Origin of the sequence: Bacillus cereus group sp. MYBK108-1, from assembly GCF_051917185.1 — a bacterium.
GTDB classification, from domain to species: Bacteria; Bacillota; Bacilli; order Bacillales; family Bacillaceae_G; genus Bacillus_A; species Bacillus_A cereus.
Genome location: NZ_JBQAHZ010000011.1, coordinates 1 through 17027, shown reverse-complemented (window position 1 = coordinate 17027; position 17027 = coordinate 1). Strand labels below are relative to the sequence as shown.

The window sequence follows — 17027 nt, the reverse complement described above, 5'->3', positions numbered from 1 at the left end:
CCCAATCTAGGGAACACTTTTTTAATCGTAAGAAATTTTTGTCCCATGAGTCCAACTAGCTTCACCTTCTTGTAAGCCGCCTCTTGATTCAATTTCTACTACAATTTCTTTGTAAATACTCTGCCCTTCTACATTTAAATAAGGCAGAACCTGTTGTAGTGAGTGATGAAAATAAGCTAATTCATCTTCTTTCCATTCATTTTTTGAAATCATCGTTAGTTCAGTCATATCGCGTCCTATATACATATTTCCACCTCCATTTCTTATAGTTTGAATAAGTAACAAAAGATATATGCGGAAATTATTCAAAAGAAAATTACGGATAGCTTCTAAGTGAATTGGTTACATTATTGATTGTGGAGGTGAGAAAGATGAGTAAAAAACAACAAGGTTATAACAAGGCAACTTCTGGTGCTAGCATTCAAAGTACAAATGCTAGTTATGGTACAGAATTTGCTACTGAAACAAATGTACAAGCAGTAAAACAAGCAAACGCACAATCAGAAGCAAAGAAAGCACAAGCTTCTGGTGCACAAAGTGCAAACGCTAGTTATGGTACAGAATTTGCTACTGAAACAGACGTGCATGCTGTGAAAAAACAAAATGCTAAGTCAGCTGCAAAACAATCACAATCTTCTAGCTCAAATCAGTAATGAAAGAAAAACACTTCTCTAATTCGGGAGAAGTGTTTTCTTTTTGCGTGGATCGTTGTAATGAAAAGAAAGCGAACGACATAACTTCTAATAAGTCAACAAATGTAGTCAAAGGAGAAGGAAGTTAACAATTAGAATTATGTAATTAGGAATAATAACTGATGAATAAGTCCAAAAGGGGGTAAGTAATGAACGATTTTGATAAGTTGGTAGGGGAGCAATTAGAAACGATGGATGAATTGTTAAAGTTACAAGCACATCTAGAGAAGTATCAACAAATTGAAATGAATGAAAAAGATACGTGCGATAAAAAAGAACTGCATTTTATCCGCCAGGAAATATATAGAACAGAAGTAGCGTTGAAGATGTTACATGAGAAATTTGAAGAGCAAACGAATAGTGTAATTCAATCTTTTGCAACTGAAAAAATGATTTCAAATTTAGGATAAGATATATTGTTATCTTTAGGTGAAAAGTCCTTCTTTGTATGGAAATAGAGAAGGGCTTTTTCTATTACATGTCCTCGCTTATAAATAATACAGTACAATCCTTTTATCTCCTAAGAAGCGGTGGGGCATAGTATTCAACGATAAACCTCCTACATATTCAGTTTGAAAAATAGAGTCTTATCCCTTTAGTTTTAAAATTTCGACAAAAAAGTTATAATAGAAAAAAAGTGAATGCCGTTCAAAGGGCATTTGCAGTTGAAAGAAGGGAGCATATATGGGATTTCCCAAAGAAGGAGAAAAAGTACAAATACATAGTTATAAACATAATGGCTCCATTCATAGAATGTGGGAAGAAACAACAATTTTAAAAGGGACACAGAGTCTTGTAATCGGAGCGAATGATCGTACAGTAGTTACAGAATCGGATGGCCGAACATGGATTACTCGTGAACCAGCAATTTGCTATTTTCATGCCAACTATTGGTTTAATGTGATTGGGATGCTTAGGGAAGATGGCGTATATTATTATTGTAATTTAAGCTCACCTTTTGCGTATGATCCTGAAGCATTAAAGTATATTGATTATGATTTAGATATTAAAGTATATCCAGATATGACATATACGCTTCTAGATGAAGATGAGTATGAAAAACATAGTGAAATTATGCAGTATCCACCTGTTATTGATACAATTTTAAAACGAAATGTAGCACATTTAACACAGTGGATTCATCAAAGAAAAGGTCCATTTGCACCAGATTTCGTAGATATGTGGTATGAACGATATTTAATGTACAGAAATTAAAACAAACCTGCAGGGGGCTTCCCGGCAGGTTTGTCCTATTAGAGGGGGGATTATGTGCAAGGTATAAAAAGATATTTACAATTTGTTAAACCATATCGGTGGCTTATTGCTATTACAATTATTATTGGACTAGTTAAGTTCGGTATCCCACTTATTATGCCGTGGTTATTAAAGTATATTATCGATGATGTAATTCAAGGCGCTGGCTCACTTCAAGATAAAACATCTCAATTAATAACAGCGATTGGAATTGCTTTCTTTATTTTTGCGGTATTAAGACCACCGATTGAATATTATCGTCAATATTTCGCCCAACGTATCGCAAATACAATACTGTATGATTTGCGGAAGCATATTTTCGGTCACTTACAAAAGTTAAGTTTACGTTATTACTCCAATACAAAAACAGGGGAGATTATTTCGCGTGTCATCCATGATGTAGAACAAACGAAAGATTTTGTAATTACTGGTTTGATGAACGTCTGGTTAGATACTGCAACAATTGCTATTGCTATCATTGTTATGTTTTCTATGAATATAAAATTAACATTTGTTGCGTTATTGATTTTACCTATTTATGTAATTGCAGTGAAATATTTTTTCGGACGTCTTCGGAAATTGACGAAAGAGCGTTCACAAGCGTTAGCGACGATGCAAGGGTATTTGCATGAACGTATTCAAGGAATGCAAGTGACACGTAGCTTTGCGTTAGAAGAGTATGAGGGGAAGCAGTTTGAAAAAAGAAATAATGAATTTTTAACGAAAGCATTAACCCATACAAGTTGGACGGCAAGAACATTTTCGGCAGTAAATACGTTAACCGATTTAGGTCCGTTACTTGTGATTGGTTTTGCAGCATATGAAGTAATTCAAGGACAGTTAACGCTAGGAACGATGGTAGCTTTTGTTGGATATATGGATAGTTTATATAGTCCGCTTCGCCGCCTTGTTAATTCATCTACAACATTAACACAATCTTTTGCATCGATGGACCGTGTGTTTGAACTGTTAGATGAAAAATACGATATTGTTAATGTGCCAAATGCGGTACAAACGAAAAAATTAAATGGAGAAATTGTATTTGACAATGTTTCTTTTCGTTATAATGTAGATGAAAAAGAGATATTACACAACTTGTCATTAACTATGCAGCCTGGAGAGAAAGTAGCGCTTGTAGGAGCAAGTGGGGGAGGAAAGTCATCTCTTGCTAGTTTGATCCCGCGTTTCTATGATGTTTCTGAAGGCACGGTTTATGTAGATGGCATAGATGTAAGAAAGTATAATATGAGAAATTTGCGTAGTCATATTGGAATTGTACTGCAAGATAATTTATTGTTTAGCGATACAATTGGAGCTAATATTTTATATGGAAATCCGAAGGCTACAGAGAAAGAGGTGATTGCAGCTGCTAAAGCTGCGCAAATTCATGATTTTATTATAGACTTACCAGATGGTTATAATACTGTCGTTGGAGAACGTGGTGTGAAGCTATCGGGCGGGCAAAGACAACGCGTGGCAATTGCACGAGTGTTTCTAAAGAATCCTTCGGTACTTATATTAGATGAAGCAACTTCAGCATTAGATTTAGAAAATGAAAGGTATATTCAAGAGGCGCTTCAGACGTTAGCTGCTGACCGGACAACGATTATAATTGCACATCGATTAGCGACGATTACGCATGTTGATACGATTATTTACATTGAAGACGGTGAGATTAAAGAGACTGGTTCTCATGAAGAGTTAATGCAAAAAAGAGGATTTTATTACAATTTATATCAACTTCAACATATAACAGAAACAGCTCCTTTAGCATAAAAGGAGCTGTTTTTTTATTCGTCTTCTTTTTTATCATCGATTTGGAGTTCTTTTTCTGGTTTATGGTATGTGTAGAAGCTATCTACAAGCAAATCTAAATGCTCTACTTCTTCACTATAGTTAATGATGGAAGAAATAAGAGGGAAGAGATGTAACCATGTTTTATATGCTTCTTCATCGTCTTTATTTTGATATTCCATAAAGATATCAATTAATTCTTGTTTACCTGTTTCAACTTCATCAAGCATTTCGACTGATTGTTGTTTTTTTGCTTTACCAATAAATTTTAATAAAACTTGTTCATGATAATGCGTTAATGAGTCAAGTTCGTTTTGGATAGATTCCTGAAATTCTTCCGGCATATAGCGCAGTTCATTTTCAGTACGGTGTAATGATTTTAACGTACTTAAAGCACGGCTTGTTGTCGCTAACATTTGTCTGAATAAAACGAGCTTACGAATTTTTGCGAACTTTAATTTTTTCGTGTAGCTTCTTTCTTCTTTATACAGCAAATAGTAATGGTTTAGTTTGATCATTTTTTCTTTCATACGATCAATATCAGTTTTTAGCGTTGTAAAATCAGAAGCCTGCCTGCTATTCATTCGAATCCATTTTACAATTTCTTCTGTATTATCAACGATACGATGATAAAGTTTTGTTTCATATTTTGGCGGCATAAATACTAAATTTACAAGTGAAGCCGCAATAATACCAATCATAATCGTCGCAAATCGAAGTAAGGCAAAACTAAAGAAATCTTCGCCTTGATATTCCATAATGGCGATAACTGTTACTAAAGCAATTGATATTGTGTTTTCTAATCGTAATTGTAATGTAAGAGCAATTACTAATATACATGTTAATCCAATAATAAAAGGATTATGTCCAAAAGCAGTAGCAAATGCGATAGCAAATATCGCACCAATTACATTTGCTTGAATTTGTTCAAGTGCTGTTAAATAAGAACGGTATACAGACGGTTGAACAGCAAAGATAGCTGAAATTCCCGCAAATACCGGACTCGGTAATTGAAGTAAAATACAAGCAAATAAAGCTAACGTGATGGCAATACCCGTTTTTAAAATGCGAGCACCAAGTTTCATACCCTTAATAAGATCCTTTCTCTTGTCATAATGAATGTACAACATGATACTATACATTCATTACAATATGTTAGCAAGTGATATTTTAGTGACGTTAAAAGAAATTAGTGTTCATTTTATCCCGCTAATTGTGAGTAGTAAGATTCACGCCTCAAAATTCAGAAGCTGGATGCCGGTAAACGTCCGATTGGTGTAGGCTAATTAAAGTTTCACTTTATAATTTTTCCTAATTCCTTTTAAACATCAGTTTTTAGTAAAAAAACCTGCTGAATTTCAGCAGGTCTCAAATTGTTACTATAGATTACTATGAGAAGCGTACTTCGTCAATTTTTTCTTAATAATGAAAATTACTCATTTTACTCTGTTGAGATAGATGGATCTGCCTGTTCTTTTTTCGGGATAATCTCAAAAAACTTGTTCTGTATATCATCTACTAATGGTGTTAACAAAGCAACTTCCTCATATTGCTCGTGCTCGTTTAGTACACGAATATAGTCTAGCAATAATTCAGTTACATCTTTCAAACCATTTTTACTAATTGGTTGTAATGTAACATTTGCGCCTTTTGCGATTCTTCTTTTTAAGGCCTGTTCTGTTAAGCCTAAGTTTGAATCACGACGCAAATAAACAACACCGCCAGTCATGCCAGCGCAAATCCATGGACCAGGGTCACCTAAAACAAGCGCTCGCCCATTTGTCATATATTCAAAAGCAAAACCTTTAATATTGGAGTATGCACCTATATTTCCTTGCTCTTTTTCACGGAGTGGTTTTGTTATTCTACCTCCAATTATCATGTCTGCCCCAGAAAGGCGAATGCCAGCGCGAGCATCAGCGTTCCCTTGCACGTATAGTGCCCCTTTTTGTGCACCATATCCAAATCCTTTTCCGACAGAACCGTTATAATATACTCCGTCTTTTCCTTTTGATTTCGTTATATAAATCCCACCACCAAAGGAAGTTTTACCAATGCCATCTTGTGCGCCGCCATTTACGTGTATAAATAAATTTTCACTATTGTAAGCACCTAACCCATTTCCGGGAATAGAACCATTCGTATACTTTAATGTAAGTGGTTCAAGTTGAGTAGCTTCATATAGTTTACTGCGAACGCGATAACATGATTCTAGACCACCCATAACGCGTTGCTCTACACCAACGCCTACTAATTCTTTTGAGTCAGCGGAATGAACCGTCTTAAATTGTTTTTCCGGTACGCCTTCTGTTGTTGTAACAGATGGATGTTCTATTATTTGTAGTAAATTACGTAAGTTTAATAAATTTTCGCCTCGAACTTGCTCTAATAAATCAGAACGCCCAACAATTGCTTGTAAATTTGTATAACCAAGCTGTCCTGTTAATCGTTTTAGTTCTACACCGAAAGAGGTGAATAAATTTAGCAGGCCAGCAACTGCGCTTTCTAATTCGCGTGGGACGAAGCGGCGTAACCCATGTTCTTTTGCTTGTGCTTCAGACTCGATTTGTGTCGCAATTCCAACATGGCAAGTATCTAGATGGCACCCACGGCAAGTAGTACAGCCGATTGCAATCATTGATAGTGTGCCAAATCCAATACGGTTTGCTCCGAGGAGCATGATTTTCAAGGCATCATTTACACTTCGAATACCACCATCTGCCCAAATCTCTACTTTATGTCTCATGCTTGCTTCTAATAAAGCGTTGTGAGCGGCTTTAACACCAATTTCTACAGGGAGACCTACATGCTGCAATGCGTGAATACGTGCAGCGCCTGTTCCGCCATCGAATCCGCTAATGTTAATAAAATCAGCGCCAGCTTTGGCGATACCGACAGCAATTGTTCCGATATTAGGAACAACAGGGACTTTCACGGCTACTTTGGCAAGTTGATTAGCTGTTTTAATTTCTGTAATCATTTGAGCTAAATCTTCAATTGAATAAATATCATGGTTATTAGAAGGGGAAATTAAATCTGAGCCGATTGTCGCATTACGTGCTTCAGCGATTTTGGCTGTCACTTTTGAACCAGGTAAATGCCCACCTTCCCCAGGCTTTGCGCCTTGACCGATTTTGATTTCAATTAAGTTTGATGAGTTTAGTAGTTCGGCATTTACTCCAAATCGCCCAGATGCCACTTGTTGTCCACGTGTATGTGGATATTTTCCAATCATATCTTTAATTTCGCCGCCTTCACCGTTCAAGCTAATCATATTTAGCTGATCGGCTGCTTCTGCATATGCGCGAAAGGCAATTTCGTTTTGAGAACCAAATGACATAGAACTAATAATAAATGGTAAATTATGATTTTTGATGCCGATAGATACTTCTTCAGTTGGAACGACATGTTTTGTTTGTTTCGTTTGAACAAGGTGTCTGATTGCGATTGGATTATTCTCTTCTAGTTCACTTAACTTGTCACGGTAATCATCATAAGAATTTCCTTTTGCAACATCGCCGATTGCTTTCCAAATTCGCGGGAATATATGAAATGATTTTCGCATTCTAATTTTAGGATTGTTATAATCCTCTGCTCGTATTTTTGCATCTTCAACAAGTGATTCAAGTGAAAAGGCTAAATCATTTGAACCGAAGAAATTTGTAATCTGTAATATATTTGCGATTTCTTCATGTAATCCAATAGATGAATAGAGACGTCCGTAACCACGTAACTCATGAATTCCAATTGTTGAAATGACTTTTTCTAATCCTTTATTAAGTGCATTATATAGATTCGTAATTGGTGTTTTTGTTCCATCATTTACAGTCGCGAATAATAAATATGGATTAATACCATCTGCTCCTAATCCATATAGCGTGACAATGTCATGTAAGGAGCGAAGAGCACCAGAACGTATAACGAGAGAACAATTGCGGCGTAATTTATTTTCACTTAATGCTTGATGTACTTTAGCAGTAACTAAATGTGGATCAATCCACAATCGTTCATTTAGATGGGCTTTTGCGTCATCTAATACTAGTAGGGAAGTGCCATTGTTAACAGCAGCTATCGCTTCAGAACTAATGCGGCTTAATGCGCATTGCAGAGTTTCTGACGAGCTGAATGTAGCAGAGATTGTGGCGATAGAGTTATGAGTCTTAAATAGCTCTATGAGTTGTTCGTACGTAATTGTGTGTAATTCCTCTGCAATAGGTTGTGCCACGCTGCCTTCTAAAATAATTGGTGAAAGCATTTCAACTACAAATGGCCGTTTTGCGCCGCTTAATAAACTTGGACGCTCTCCAAGTACAGTACGTGTAGAGAAGTGTTCAATTTCACGGTCACGGTCAATTGCAGGGTTTGTAACAACAGCTACACTTTCTTTAATAAAGTCAGCGATATTTCGTCTATCAGTATCGAGTGCGGCAAGTGGTGAGTCATGCCCAAGTGAGCGTATTGGCTCAACGCCTTTTGTTGCCATCTGTTCAAGAAGTTGAATATGTTCTCGGTCCCATCCGAAAGCGACGTATTCTTTCGTTTCAACTTGAACAGAATCACATAGCCCTTGGATTTTTTTCGTTTCAGGGATAGATAAATTTAAATGGTAATTGGTAGTATCAATTCGCTTTTTAAAACGGTTATATACTTGGATTTGATATTTGTCATATTCATAAAGAACAAGTTCATCTTGTTCATTCCATTTTAATCCGACTTTTTCTCCAGGAGCGAGTGGTTTTGGTTCTGCTACATATTTAGTTGGTGATACAACTCCAGGTTCAGAAGAGAAAATATAAGAGCTCTCTGTCTCTACTTTCCATACTGGGCGTAATCCAAGGGAATCAACGCTGAAAACAGCTTCATCTTTAAAACGGGAAATGATGCCAGCTGGTCCTTGTGCAAAATGTCCCCATGCTTCACGTATATACGTATATAAATCTTGTAAAGGTGTTTCATAAAGTTTAATTTCATTAATAATTGGTGGGAATAGAATTTCCATTGCTTCAAATAAGCTGTAGCCGTATTGAACAAGTAGGGTTTCTAAGGTGCGGTTTAAATCTTGAGAGTCACTGCCTCCTGCAGTAAGTGGTACATCAATCATTTCAGCTTGATCGCGTAATTTCGCAATTGTGTTAATTTCACCATTATGTCCGAGAATGCTAAATGGTTGTACACGAAAAAAATTAGATAATGTATTAGTAGAGTAGCGGTTATGTCCTAATGTCATAGTTGAAGCGATAAGCGGATGTTGTAAATCATTATAGTAGGCAACAAGCGTATCACCAGCACCTAGAACTTTATATACAACATGATCATGACTTAATGAAGCAACATGAATTGCTTCGTTTTCCTCTATTTTTATTGTGACAGAAAATAATGTTTGCTCAATATTTATAATTTCGTTTTCTGCGATAAGGGCAACTTGCCAAAATAAAGGTTCTTCTTGTTTACCAAGTGGACCGAGCGCATCTGAGTTTGTTGCATCGTCACTTTCGAAAATAATAGTAAAGTTTTTGTTGTTTAATTGCGTACGAATATAATCTTTTAAGGCAGTAATGTTTTCTTTTTTATTTAGAAAAAAATGTCCAACGATAAAGTGGGGATGATCCACAATCGTTGGATTATATCCGCTACTTTTTAGTTTTTCATTCCAAAGTGTTTTTGGTATATCAATGTGAATGCCGATGCCATCGCCCTCGCCATTAATGAAACCAGCTCTATGATTCATTTTGACGAGTGATTGTATGCAAAGGTCAATGTTTTCTTTTGTAGCAATTTTTCGTTTCTCCATAACGGAAACGATTCCACACGCATCATGTTCTGCATTTCTATAATCTCGAAATAAAGACGGTGTCCATGTATTTTTTTTATTGAGCATCCGTCAATCCCCCCTCTTGTAAAAGTTAGAATAATCTTACTATTTAAGGCGCAAATCACCTTGTACACAGAGATAGTAATGCTGTAAAAGAATATAAAACAGATAATTATGAATAATTATACTATTAATACGTAATTTATGAAATAGAAAAAAGGAAAAAAGAAAGGTGAGCTTTCTTTTTTCCTTTTAATGACGGGATTATTTATTGTCTGCTAGGGCAGCAAATGCTCTGCCGACAGCTTCGATTGTATATTCAATATCTTCTTTTGTATGTTCTGTAGTTAAGAACCATGCCTCGTATTTAGAAGGTGCTAAGTTAACTCCTTCTTGAAGCATAAGCTTGAAGAATTTACCGAACATTTCACCGTCTGTATCTTGTGCGGCATCGTAATCTTCAATTGTATTAGTTGTGAAGTATACAGTTAAAGCCCCTTTTAGACGATTTAATGTAATGTCGATATTATGTTTCGCTGCTTGCTCTAAAATTCCTTTTTCAAGCATTGCACCAAGTTCATCTAATTTCTCATAAAGCCCTTCTTGTTGAAGTACTTCTAGACAAGCGATACCTGATGCCATAGAAGCAGGGTTTCCTGCCATTGTACCAGCTTGGTATGCAGGTCCAAGCGGAGCAACTTGTTCCATAATTTCTTTCTTACCACCGTAAGCACCGATTGGTAAGCCACCGCCAATAACTTTACCAAGCGCTGTTAAGTCAGGTGTAACACCAAGTAAGTCTTGAGCACCGCCGTACATAAAGCGGAAAGCAGTAATAACTTCATCATAAATTACTAGTGCGCCAGCTTCGTGAACAAGTTCATTCACTTTTTCAAGGAATCCAGGTTTAGGCTCTACAATACCGAAGTTTCCAACGATCGGTTCTACAAGGATAGCTGCTACTTCATGACCCCATTTATCTAAAGCTTCTTTTAAAGTTTCTACATTGTTAAATGGAACGGTAATAACTTCTTGTGCGATACTTTGTGGTACGCCAGCTGAGTCAGGAGTTCCTAAAGTAGAAGGGCCAGATCCAGCTGCCACAAGTACTAAATCAGAATGACCGTGGTAACAACCAGCAAATTTCATGATTTTTGTGCGACCTGTATAAGCACGAGCAACACGAATCGTTGTCATCACTGCTTCTGTACCAGAGTTTACGAAACGGACTTTATCTAATGCAGGCATTGCTTCTTTTAACATTTTTGCGAATTTTACCTCTAGCGCTGTTGGTGTTCCATAAAGTACCCCATTTTCAGCAGCTGTTGTAATTGCTTTTGTTATATGCGGATGAGCATGTCCAGTAATAATAGGACCGTATGCTGCTAAATAATCGATATATTTATTTCCGTCTACATCCCAGAAATAAGCGCCTTTCCCACGTTCCATAGCAACAGGAGCGCCGCCGCCAACTGCTTTAAAAGAACGAGAAGGACTGTTAACACCGCCAACGATATGCTCTAAAGCTTCTTTATGTAATGCTTCTGACTTTGTGAAATTCACTACAATTCATCTCCTTACAAAAATCTATGTATTATTCTAACATGTTTTTCGAAAAGACGTATTGTTTGTGATAGCGAAGGCAGTTGGGTAAACTATTCGTTGTGACATTTAGGAGGGGGGTCCGATTATGAAATCGGTAATTGAGGTACAAGGGTTACGTAAAGAGTTTACAGCCTATTCAAGTCGTCCGGGCTTAAAGGGTGCATTTCGCGATTTATTAAATCGTAATTATAAAATAGTACCAGCAGTAAATGATGTATCTTTTACTGTAAAGCAAGGTGAAATGGTTGGTTATATCGGTGAGAACGGTGCTGGTAAATCAACAACAATTAAAATGCTTACGGGGATTTTAACTCCGACATCAGGGCAAATCACAGTAAATGGAATGAACCCACATAAACAAAGAGAAGAATTTGTAAGAACAATTGGTGTTGTTTTTGGACAGCGTTCGCAACTTTGGTGGGATATTGCAGTACAAGAATCGTTTCGTTTATTAAAGAAAGTGTATGGTGTATCAGACGCTCAGTATAAGGCGCATATGGAGCACGTAATTGAAACGTTAGATATAGGGCCCTTATTAGATAAACCAGTTCGAAAATTATCTCTTGGTCAAAGGATGCGTTGTGAATTAGCGGCAGCCTTAATTCATAATCCACCGTTATTATTTTTAGATGAGCCAACAATTGGGTTAGATGTACTTGTGAAATTGAAAATACGTGAATTTTTAAAAGAAATGAATGAACGTTATAAAACAACAATTTTATTAACAACACACGATATTACTGATATTGAAGCTTTATGTGAGCGCGTTATCATGCTGGATGAAGGAAATATTATGTATGACGGTTCTTTAAATAATCTTCGTACGCAGTGGGGAGCGGAGAAGGAAATTCACTTTCAGTTTGTTGCACCAGTTTCCTATCAGGCTTTATCAATGGTTATGCCAGATAATCATGTTGTTTGGTCGAAAGCAAAAGAGGAAAATGCATGGGTTGCAAAAATTCCGAATGAAGAAGTTATTATTTCAATGCTTATTTCTAAAGTAGTACAAGCCTTTCAAATTAAAGATTTAAAAATTAACGAAGTGTCTACAGAGGAAATTATTCGTAACATTTATGAAGAGGGTATTACGCATGGGTAAGTATATTGAAATGATTCGAATTCGCTTTTTAATGATGCTTGCGTATCGTACAAATTACTATAGCGGGATTTTAATTTATACGATTAATATCGGTGCTTACTATTTTTTATGGCAAGCAATTTATAGCGGAAAAGAGAATATTGAAAGTTTATCTATTTCGCAAATGACCACGTATATCGCAATCGCGTGGATGGCACGTGCCTTCTATTTTAATAATATAGATAGGGAAATTGCGATGGAGATTCAAGAAGGACGTGTGGCTGTAGAATTAATTCGTCCGTATAACTATTTGGGAATGAAAGTTATGCAAGGTCTTGGCGAGGGAATATTCCGTTTTGCCTTCTTTTCCATTCCAGGCATGGTTATCGTTACGTTATTATTTTCGTTGCAAATTACAACAAATTTTCAAACTTGGTTATATTTCTTCTTATCTTTAATATTTAGTTTTATTATTAATACACAAATTAATTTAATGACGGGAATGCTTACGTTTTTCCTATTTAATAATAGTGGGATTATGTATGCAAAACGCGTTGTTATTGATTTATTTTCAGGTCTATTATTACCAATTAGTTTTTATCCGCTATGGGCCCAAAAAGCAATGATGTTTTTACCGTTTCAGGCTATTAGTTATATTCCAAGTATGATTTTTTCTGAAGGTATACAGGGGAGTAAGTTGTATGAGGCTTTAGTATTTCAAGTGATTTGGGCGATTGTACTTATTATTCCAATTGTACTCATGTGGAGAACGGCGAGAAAACGTCTAATTGTACAAGGGGGATGATGAGATGCTATATATAAACTTATTTTTACAATATGCAAGTCAATATATAAAAACAAAATTGGAGTATCGAGGCGATTTTATCGTTGGTTTACTTTCTGATTTATCGCTTCAAGCAGTTAATTTAATATTTATTCTCGTTGTATTTGGGCATACACAAGCATTGAAGGGATGGAGTCGAGAAGAAGTAATCTTTATTTATGGTTTCTTTTTAGTACCATTTGCCATCTTTTCAGCTTTCTTTAATATATGGGATTTTAATGATCGATACATTATTAAAGGGGAGATGGATCGTGTATTAACGCGGCCGATCCATAGCCTATTTCAAATTATATTAGAAAGAATGGAACTTGAATCTTTAATTGGAGCTATTACAGGGATTGTTGTAATGGGATATGCAGCTGTGGAGTTACAATTATCTTTTTACTGGTATGATTTCTTCTTATTTATATTGATGGTAGGAGGAGGAGCACTTGTATATGGAGGGATATTTGTTACGCTGGCGAGCCTTGGTTTTTGGTCGGATGCGAAAAGTTCAATTATGCCTCTTATGTATAACATAGGTAATTACGGGCGCTATCCTGTTAATATTTATAATCGTGTAATTCGTTTCATTTTAACGTTTGTTTTACCGTTTGCGTTTGTTGGAGTATATCCAGCGGCATACTTTTTAAGAAAAACAGAATGGAATAGTTATGCATTTGCGACGCCAATTGTTGGTGTTATCTGTTTTACGATTGCAATCACCCTCTGGAACCAAGGGGTAAAAAGGTATCGTGGCGCGGGTAATTAATTATAGAAGCTTGTTCGTTTCTAAGGGATAAATCAGTTCTCCACCTCATACATATAAAATGAGGTGGAGGACATGTTATGGGGATTTATTCTATTAATTGCAGCAATCGCTATTTTGAAAAGTGTCCAATTATTATGGAGTTCCTATTCGGATTCAACGCGTTTTTTTTCGCTCTATAATTTGGCCACATTATTTTTAATCTATACAACAGTACTAATCGCATTTGGATTAAGTTACGTTGTATTAGAGGAAATGGGTTTCGCAGTTTTGAAAGAGGACGGAGAAAGTTTGAACGCTCATTCTTTTCAACTCGTCGAAGTTTGTTTATATTTTAGCGCAGTTACTTTATTGTCTGTTGGATATGGTGACATATCTCCGATTGGAATTGGGCGATGGATTGCAATCGCAGAAGCGCTAATTGGATATACACTCCCTTTTGCTTTTGTGATGAGGTCTGTAATAGACAATGAAAAATAAGGAAGCATTTGTTATAGTAAAGGAAAAGAGTAGGAGTGATAACTATGATTACAGTAGGAGAAATGGCACCAGAATTCACATTAGAGGGAAGTAACGGAGAAGAAGTTCGCCTAGCTGATTTCCGCGGTAAAAATGTAGTTCTCTATTTTTATCCGAAAGATATGACGCCAGGATGTACAACTGAAGCATGTGATTTTCGTGATGCGTATGGAGTATTTCAAGAGAAGGATACGGTTATTCTTGGAGTAAGTCCTGATTCAGCGAATAGACATTTGAAATTCATTGAGAAACATGAATTGCCATTTACACTTTTAGTAGATGAAGATCATAAAGTAGCAGAGTTATACGATGTTTGGAAGTTAAAAAAGAACTTTGGGAAAGAGTATATGGGAATCGAGCGTTCTACATTCCTTATTAATAAAGACGGTGAACTTGTAAAAGAGTGGCGTAAAGTGAAAGTGAAAGGACATATTGAGGATGTTCTTTCTTATATAAAATAAATCTACATTGGAGATAAAATATGCAGAAACAAGGCAAGTGTCTATACATATTTTACTGCCTTACATAAAGTGGAAGTGTAGGGCATACCTCCTCAGATGATAGTATTCCAAGTGCGATTATGTCGCACTTTTTTCTATGGAATATATGAAGAAAAAAGGGAAAGATACATAAAAACAAGTCCTGAATATAAAAATAAACTACATACTTATAGTAGAAATATTGACGATTTATAAGAAAAGGAGTACACTCTTTATAAGAATTATAAAATAATAATCCGTATAGAATCGGGGTGCATGACGGTGGTCAAAGAAGAATTAAAAGAAGCGCTAGAAATGCTGAAAAATACGGGTGTACGCATTACTCCACAGCGTCATGCTATTTTAGAGTACCTTGTGGAATCAATGACGCACCCAACAGCGGATGATATTTATAAAGCATTAGAAGGTAAGTTTCCGAATATGAGTGTTGCAACTGTCTATAATAACTTACGTGTGTTTAAAGAGGTTGGACTTGTAAAGGAATTAACTTATGGAGACGCTTCAAGTAGATTTGATTATGTTACAAGTCAACATTATCATGTGATTTGCGAAAAATGTGGTAAGATTGTTGATTTTCCTTATGGAGGCTTGGAAAAGCTGGAAGAGGAAGCTGCGAAAACGACAGGCTTCGTTATCAATAGTCATCGCTTAGAAATTTATGGCGTTTGTCCAGAGTGTCATAAGGCGTAATATATAATAAAGAAAGAGGCTGACGGCTATACGTCAGCCTCTTTCTTTATTATATAAGGATTAGCGTGAGGTTAATCGGGATTTACAGTGCTAAGTTAGTAAGAAGGGTTAGATAAAAGTTTGTCGAATTTACTTTGTATTGGTGGAAATGAATTCTTGGAGGGGACATTTTGAAGAAATATGAGATTAAAAATAACATTCCAACATTGGAAGAATATAAATATTTATGTGATTCTGTGGGATGGACTAACTATATGAACTTTGAGGTGGCGGAAATATCACTTCAAAATTCGATTTACTGTATAACAGTCAAGGATAATAATCAAATCATCGGCATGGGGAGAATTGTTGGTGATGGGGCTATCTATTTCTATATTCAAGATATAGTGGTTCATCCAGATTATCAAAAGAATGGTATTGGAAAGAAAATAATGAATACTTTAGTAGAATATTTAAATGGGAATACTCCAGATAAAGCATTCATTGGTTTGTTTGCGTCGCAAGGTAAAACATCATTCTACGAAAAATATGATTTTAAAGATTATTCGCCTAATATGACAGGGATGTTTACTGTTATTTCGAAAAAATAGGTGTAATAAATTTAATAAAACAATTAAAAAGTTGATTTTTTAAGAAATCAACTTTTTAATGAGTTGAAACGTTTGTAGTGTTGCAAATTCGTATTTCCCTTGATACTTATGATTTATAACTCTTCTTATTATACTTTTCATCAAATTCTTTTCCTTCTAGATCTCGATCTAGTGTTAAAGGTTGATTGCAGTGCATACATGCATCGACACGGCCGAGCATTTTGGTTGGCTTATCACAGCTTGGACAAATAATTTGGATAGTCTTAGTAGATAACATACCAATCCAAAAGTAAACGACAGTGCTAGCGATAACAGCTAAAAAGCCAACCATCATAAACGTTGTCATAATAATAATGTTTTCGCGGAAAAAGACACCTAAGTATGCAATGAAGAGGCCGATAAATACTAAACTTAATGCAAAGGTCCGGATTTTATTGATTTTGTTTGAATACTTAATGCTCATTCTCACCACGCTCCTATACTAATAATATAACATAAAATTTAGAATTTTCACTCTCATGTAAATTGATAAAGAGATAAGATATGAAATGAATAGGAGGGGAGCCAAGAATGAATGGACGCTATAATGATTTTTACAGCGGTTTTTAAGTTTTTAACGGGATGTGAAATTTTTTTATAAAAAGTATTGACCCTGTATATACTGCATGATATATTAATAACCGTCGCTGATGCGGAAACGCAGAAAACGACAAAAAAGAAATTAAAAAACTTAGTTGACATTGAAAAATGAAGATGTTAACATAAGGAAGTCGCGAATGAGCGACTAAGTAGTTCTTTGAAAACTGAACGAAACAAACAACGTGAAACGTCAATTTTTATTTTAGATGCTAGACAAACTAACTTTATTGGAGAGTTTGATCCTGGCTCAGGATGAACGCTG

16 protein-coding genes are annotated in these 17027 nt (G+C 35.8%); 11 read left to right on the top strand and 5 right to left on the bottom strand.

The window, feature by feature from the left end; translation table 11 throughout:
• Positions 1 to 21: 21 nt before the first annotated feature.
• Positions 22 to 246, bottom strand: coding sequence for a hypothetical protein (locus ACTFSL_RS16425; protein WP_000275436.1), 225 nt, complete (start codon positions 244 to 246; stop codon positions 22 to 24).
• A gap of 125 nt (positions 247 to 371) precedes the next feature.
• Here ACTFSL_RS16425 and ACTFSL_RS16420 point away from each other — a divergent pair, with 125 nt between their 5' ends.
• The 4 genes from ACTFSL_RS16420 (at position 372) to ACTFSL_RS16405 (ending at position 3722) form a co-directional block, all read left to right on the top strand.
• A complete protein-coding gene (locus ACTFSL_RS16420) occupies positions 372 to 653 on the top strand; it encodes a gamma-type small acid-soluble spore protein (RefSeq protein WP_000039035.1) in 282 nt (93 codons plus the stop codon).
• A gap of 188 nt (positions 654 to 841) precedes the next feature.
• Positions 842 to 1102 carry a YgaB family protein gene (locus ACTFSL_RS16415; RefSeq protein ID WP_000997575.1) on the top strand — a complete coding sequence of 87 codons (261 nt, stop codon included), beginning with the start codon at positions 842 to 844 and terminating at the stop codon, positions 1100 to 1102.
• A 274-nt stretch (positions 1103 to 1376) separates the two neighbouring features.
• Positions 1377 to 1907, top strand: coding sequence for a nucleoside tri-diphosphate phosphatase (ntdP, locus tag ACTFSL_RS16410; RefSeq protein WP_000506622.1), 531 nt, complete (start codon positions 1377 to 1379; stop codon positions 1905 to 1907).
• 54 nt (positions 1908 to 1961) lie between these two features.
• The gene (locus ACTFSL_RS16405; protein WP_001161599.1) at positions 1962 to 3722 is read left to right on the top strand and encodes an ABC transporter ATP-binding protein; all 1761 of its coding nucleotides are present in this window, start codon (positions 1962 to 1964) and stop codon (positions 3720 to 3722) included.
• Between the two features lie 14 nt (positions 3723 to 3736).
• Here ACTFSL_RS16405 and ACTFSL_RS16400 read toward each other — a convergent pair whose 3' ends face one another.
• From ACTFSL_RS16400 to hemL, 3 genes are all read right to left on the bottom strand, one after another.
• Positions 3737 to 4825, bottom strand: coding sequence for an aromatic acid exporter family protein (locus tag ACTFSL_RS16400; RefSeq protein ID WP_440042060.1), 1089 nt, complete (start codon positions 4823 to 4825; stop codon positions 3737 to 3739).
• Between the two features lie 356 nt (positions 4826 to 5181).
• Positions 5182 to 9618: a glutamate synthase-related protein gene (locus ACTFSL_RS16395; RefSeq protein WP_440042059.1), complete on the bottom strand. Its 4437-nt coding sequence runs from the start codon at positions 9616 to 9618 to the stop codon at positions 5182 to 5184.
• Between the two features lie 198 nt (positions 9619 to 9816).
• On the bottom strand, positions 9817 to 11115 hold the full coding sequence (hemL, locus tag ACTFSL_RS16390; RefSeq protein WP_001011863.1) for a glutamate-1-semialdehyde-2,1-aminomutase: 1299 nt from the start codon (positions 11113 to 11115) through the stop codon (positions 9817 to 9819).
• 127 nt (positions 11116 to 11242) lie between these two features.
• Here hemL and ACTFSL_RS16385 point away from each other — a divergent pair, with 127 nt between their 5' ends.
• From ACTFSL_RS16385 to ACTFSL_RS16355, 7 genes are all read left to right on the top strand, one after another.
• On the top strand, positions 11243 to 12256 hold the full coding sequence (locus tag ACTFSL_RS16385) for an ABC transporter ATP-binding protein (RefSeq protein WP_440042058.1): 1014 nt from the start codon (positions 11243 to 11245) through the stop codon (positions 12254 to 12256).
• Complete coding sequence (locus ACTFSL_RS16380) at positions 12249 to 13040, top strand: ABC transporter permease (RefSeq protein WP_000521519.1); 792 nt, start codon at positions 12249 to 12251, stop codon at positions 13038 to 13040. Before ACTFSL_RS16385 ends, ACTFSL_RS16380 begins: the two co-directional genes overlap by 8 nt.
• A 4-nt stretch (positions 13041 to 13044) precedes the next feature.
• Positions 13045 to 13830 (top strand): ABC transporter permease, encoded by a 786-nt coding sequence (locus tag ACTFSL_RS16375; protein WP_000965773.1) that lies wholly within the window; start codon positions 13045 to 13047, stop codon positions 13828 to 13830.
• A gap of 72 nt (positions 13831 to 13902) precedes the next feature.
• On the top strand, positions 13903 to 14307 hold the full coding sequence (locus tag ACTFSL_RS16370; protein WP_000964343.1) for a potassium channel family protein: 405 nt from the start codon (positions 13903 to 13905) through the stop codon (positions 14305 to 14307).
• A gap of 44 nt (positions 14308 to 14351) precedes the next feature.
• Positions 14352 to 14807 (top strand): thioredoxin-dependent thiol peroxidase, encoded by a 456-nt coding sequence (bcp, locus tag ACTFSL_RS16365; RefSeq protein WP_000633710.1) that lies wholly within the window; start codon positions 14352 to 14354, stop codon positions 14805 to 14807.
• 300 nt (positions 14808 to 15107) lie between these two features.
• Positions 15108 to 15536, top strand: a complete 429-nt coding sequence (perR, locus tag ACTFSL_RS16360; protein ID WP_000237829.1) for a peroxide-responsive transcriptional repressor PerR — start codon at positions 15108 to 15110, stop codon at positions 15534 to 15536.
• A gap of 170 nt (positions 15537 to 15706) precedes the next feature.
• Entirely contained in the window at positions 15707 to 16126 is a 420-nt protein-coding gene (locus ACTFSL_RS16355; protein ID WP_000759735.1) for a GNAT family N-acetyltransferase, read from the top strand.
• Positions 16127 to 16232: 106 nt separating this feature from the next.
• Here ACTFSL_RS16355 and ACTFSL_RS16350 read toward each other — a convergent pair whose 3' ends face one another.
• Complete coding sequence (locus ACTFSL_RS16350; protein ID WP_000025058.1) at positions 16233 to 16589, bottom strand: YgzB family protein; 357 nt, start codon at positions 16587 to 16589, stop codon at positions 16233 to 16235.
• Positions 16590 to 17027 lie beyond the last annotated feature (438 nt).

Coding starts and splice junctions, on each gene's coding strand:
- ACTFSL_RS16395 (WP_440042059.1), bottom strand. CDS start 9,618: ATGCTCAATAAAAAAAATACATGGACACCGTCTTTATTTCGAGATTAT.
- ACTFSL_RS16415 (WP_000997575.1), top strand. CDS start 842: ATGAACGATTTTGATAAGTTGGTAGGGGAGCAATTAGAAACGATGGAT.
- ACTFSL_RS16425 (WP_000275436.1), bottom strand. CDS start 246: ATGTATATAGGACGCGATATGACTGAACTAACGATGATTTCAAAAAAT.
- bcp (WP_000633710.1), top strand. CDS start 14,352: ATGATTACAGTAGGAGAAATGGCACCAGAATTCACATTAGAGGGAAGT.
- ACTFSL_RS16370 (WP_000964343.1), top strand. CDS start 13,903: ATGTTATGGGGATTTATTCTATTAATTGCAGCAATCGCTATTTTGAAA.
- ntdP (WP_000506622.1), top strand. CDS start 1,377: ATGGGATTTCCCAAAGAAGGAGAAAAAGTACAAATACATAGTTATAAA.
- ACTFSL_RS16375 (WP_000965773.1), top strand. CDS start 13,045: ATGCTATATATAAACTTATTTTTACAATATGCAAGTCAATATATAAAA.
- ACTFSL_RS16420 (WP_000039035.1), top strand. CDS start 372: ATGAGTAAAAAACAACAAGGTTATAACAAGGCAACTTCTGGTGCTAGC.
- ACTFSL_RS16385 (WP_440042058.1), top strand. CDS start 11,243: ATGAAATCGGTAATTGAGGTACAAGGGTTACGTAAAGAGTTTACAGCC.
- ACTFSL_RS16380 (WP_000521519.1), top strand. CDS start 12,249: ATGGGTAAGTATATTGAAATGATTCGAATTCGCTTTTTAATGATGCTT.
- ACTFSL_RS16350 (WP_000025058.1), bottom strand. CDS start 16,589: ATGAGCATTAAGTATTCAAACAAAATCAATAAAATCCGGACCTTTGCA.
- ACTFSL_RS16400 (WP_440042060.1), bottom strand. CDS start 4,825: ATGAAACTTGGTGCTCGCATTTTAAAAACGGGTATTGCCATCACGTTA.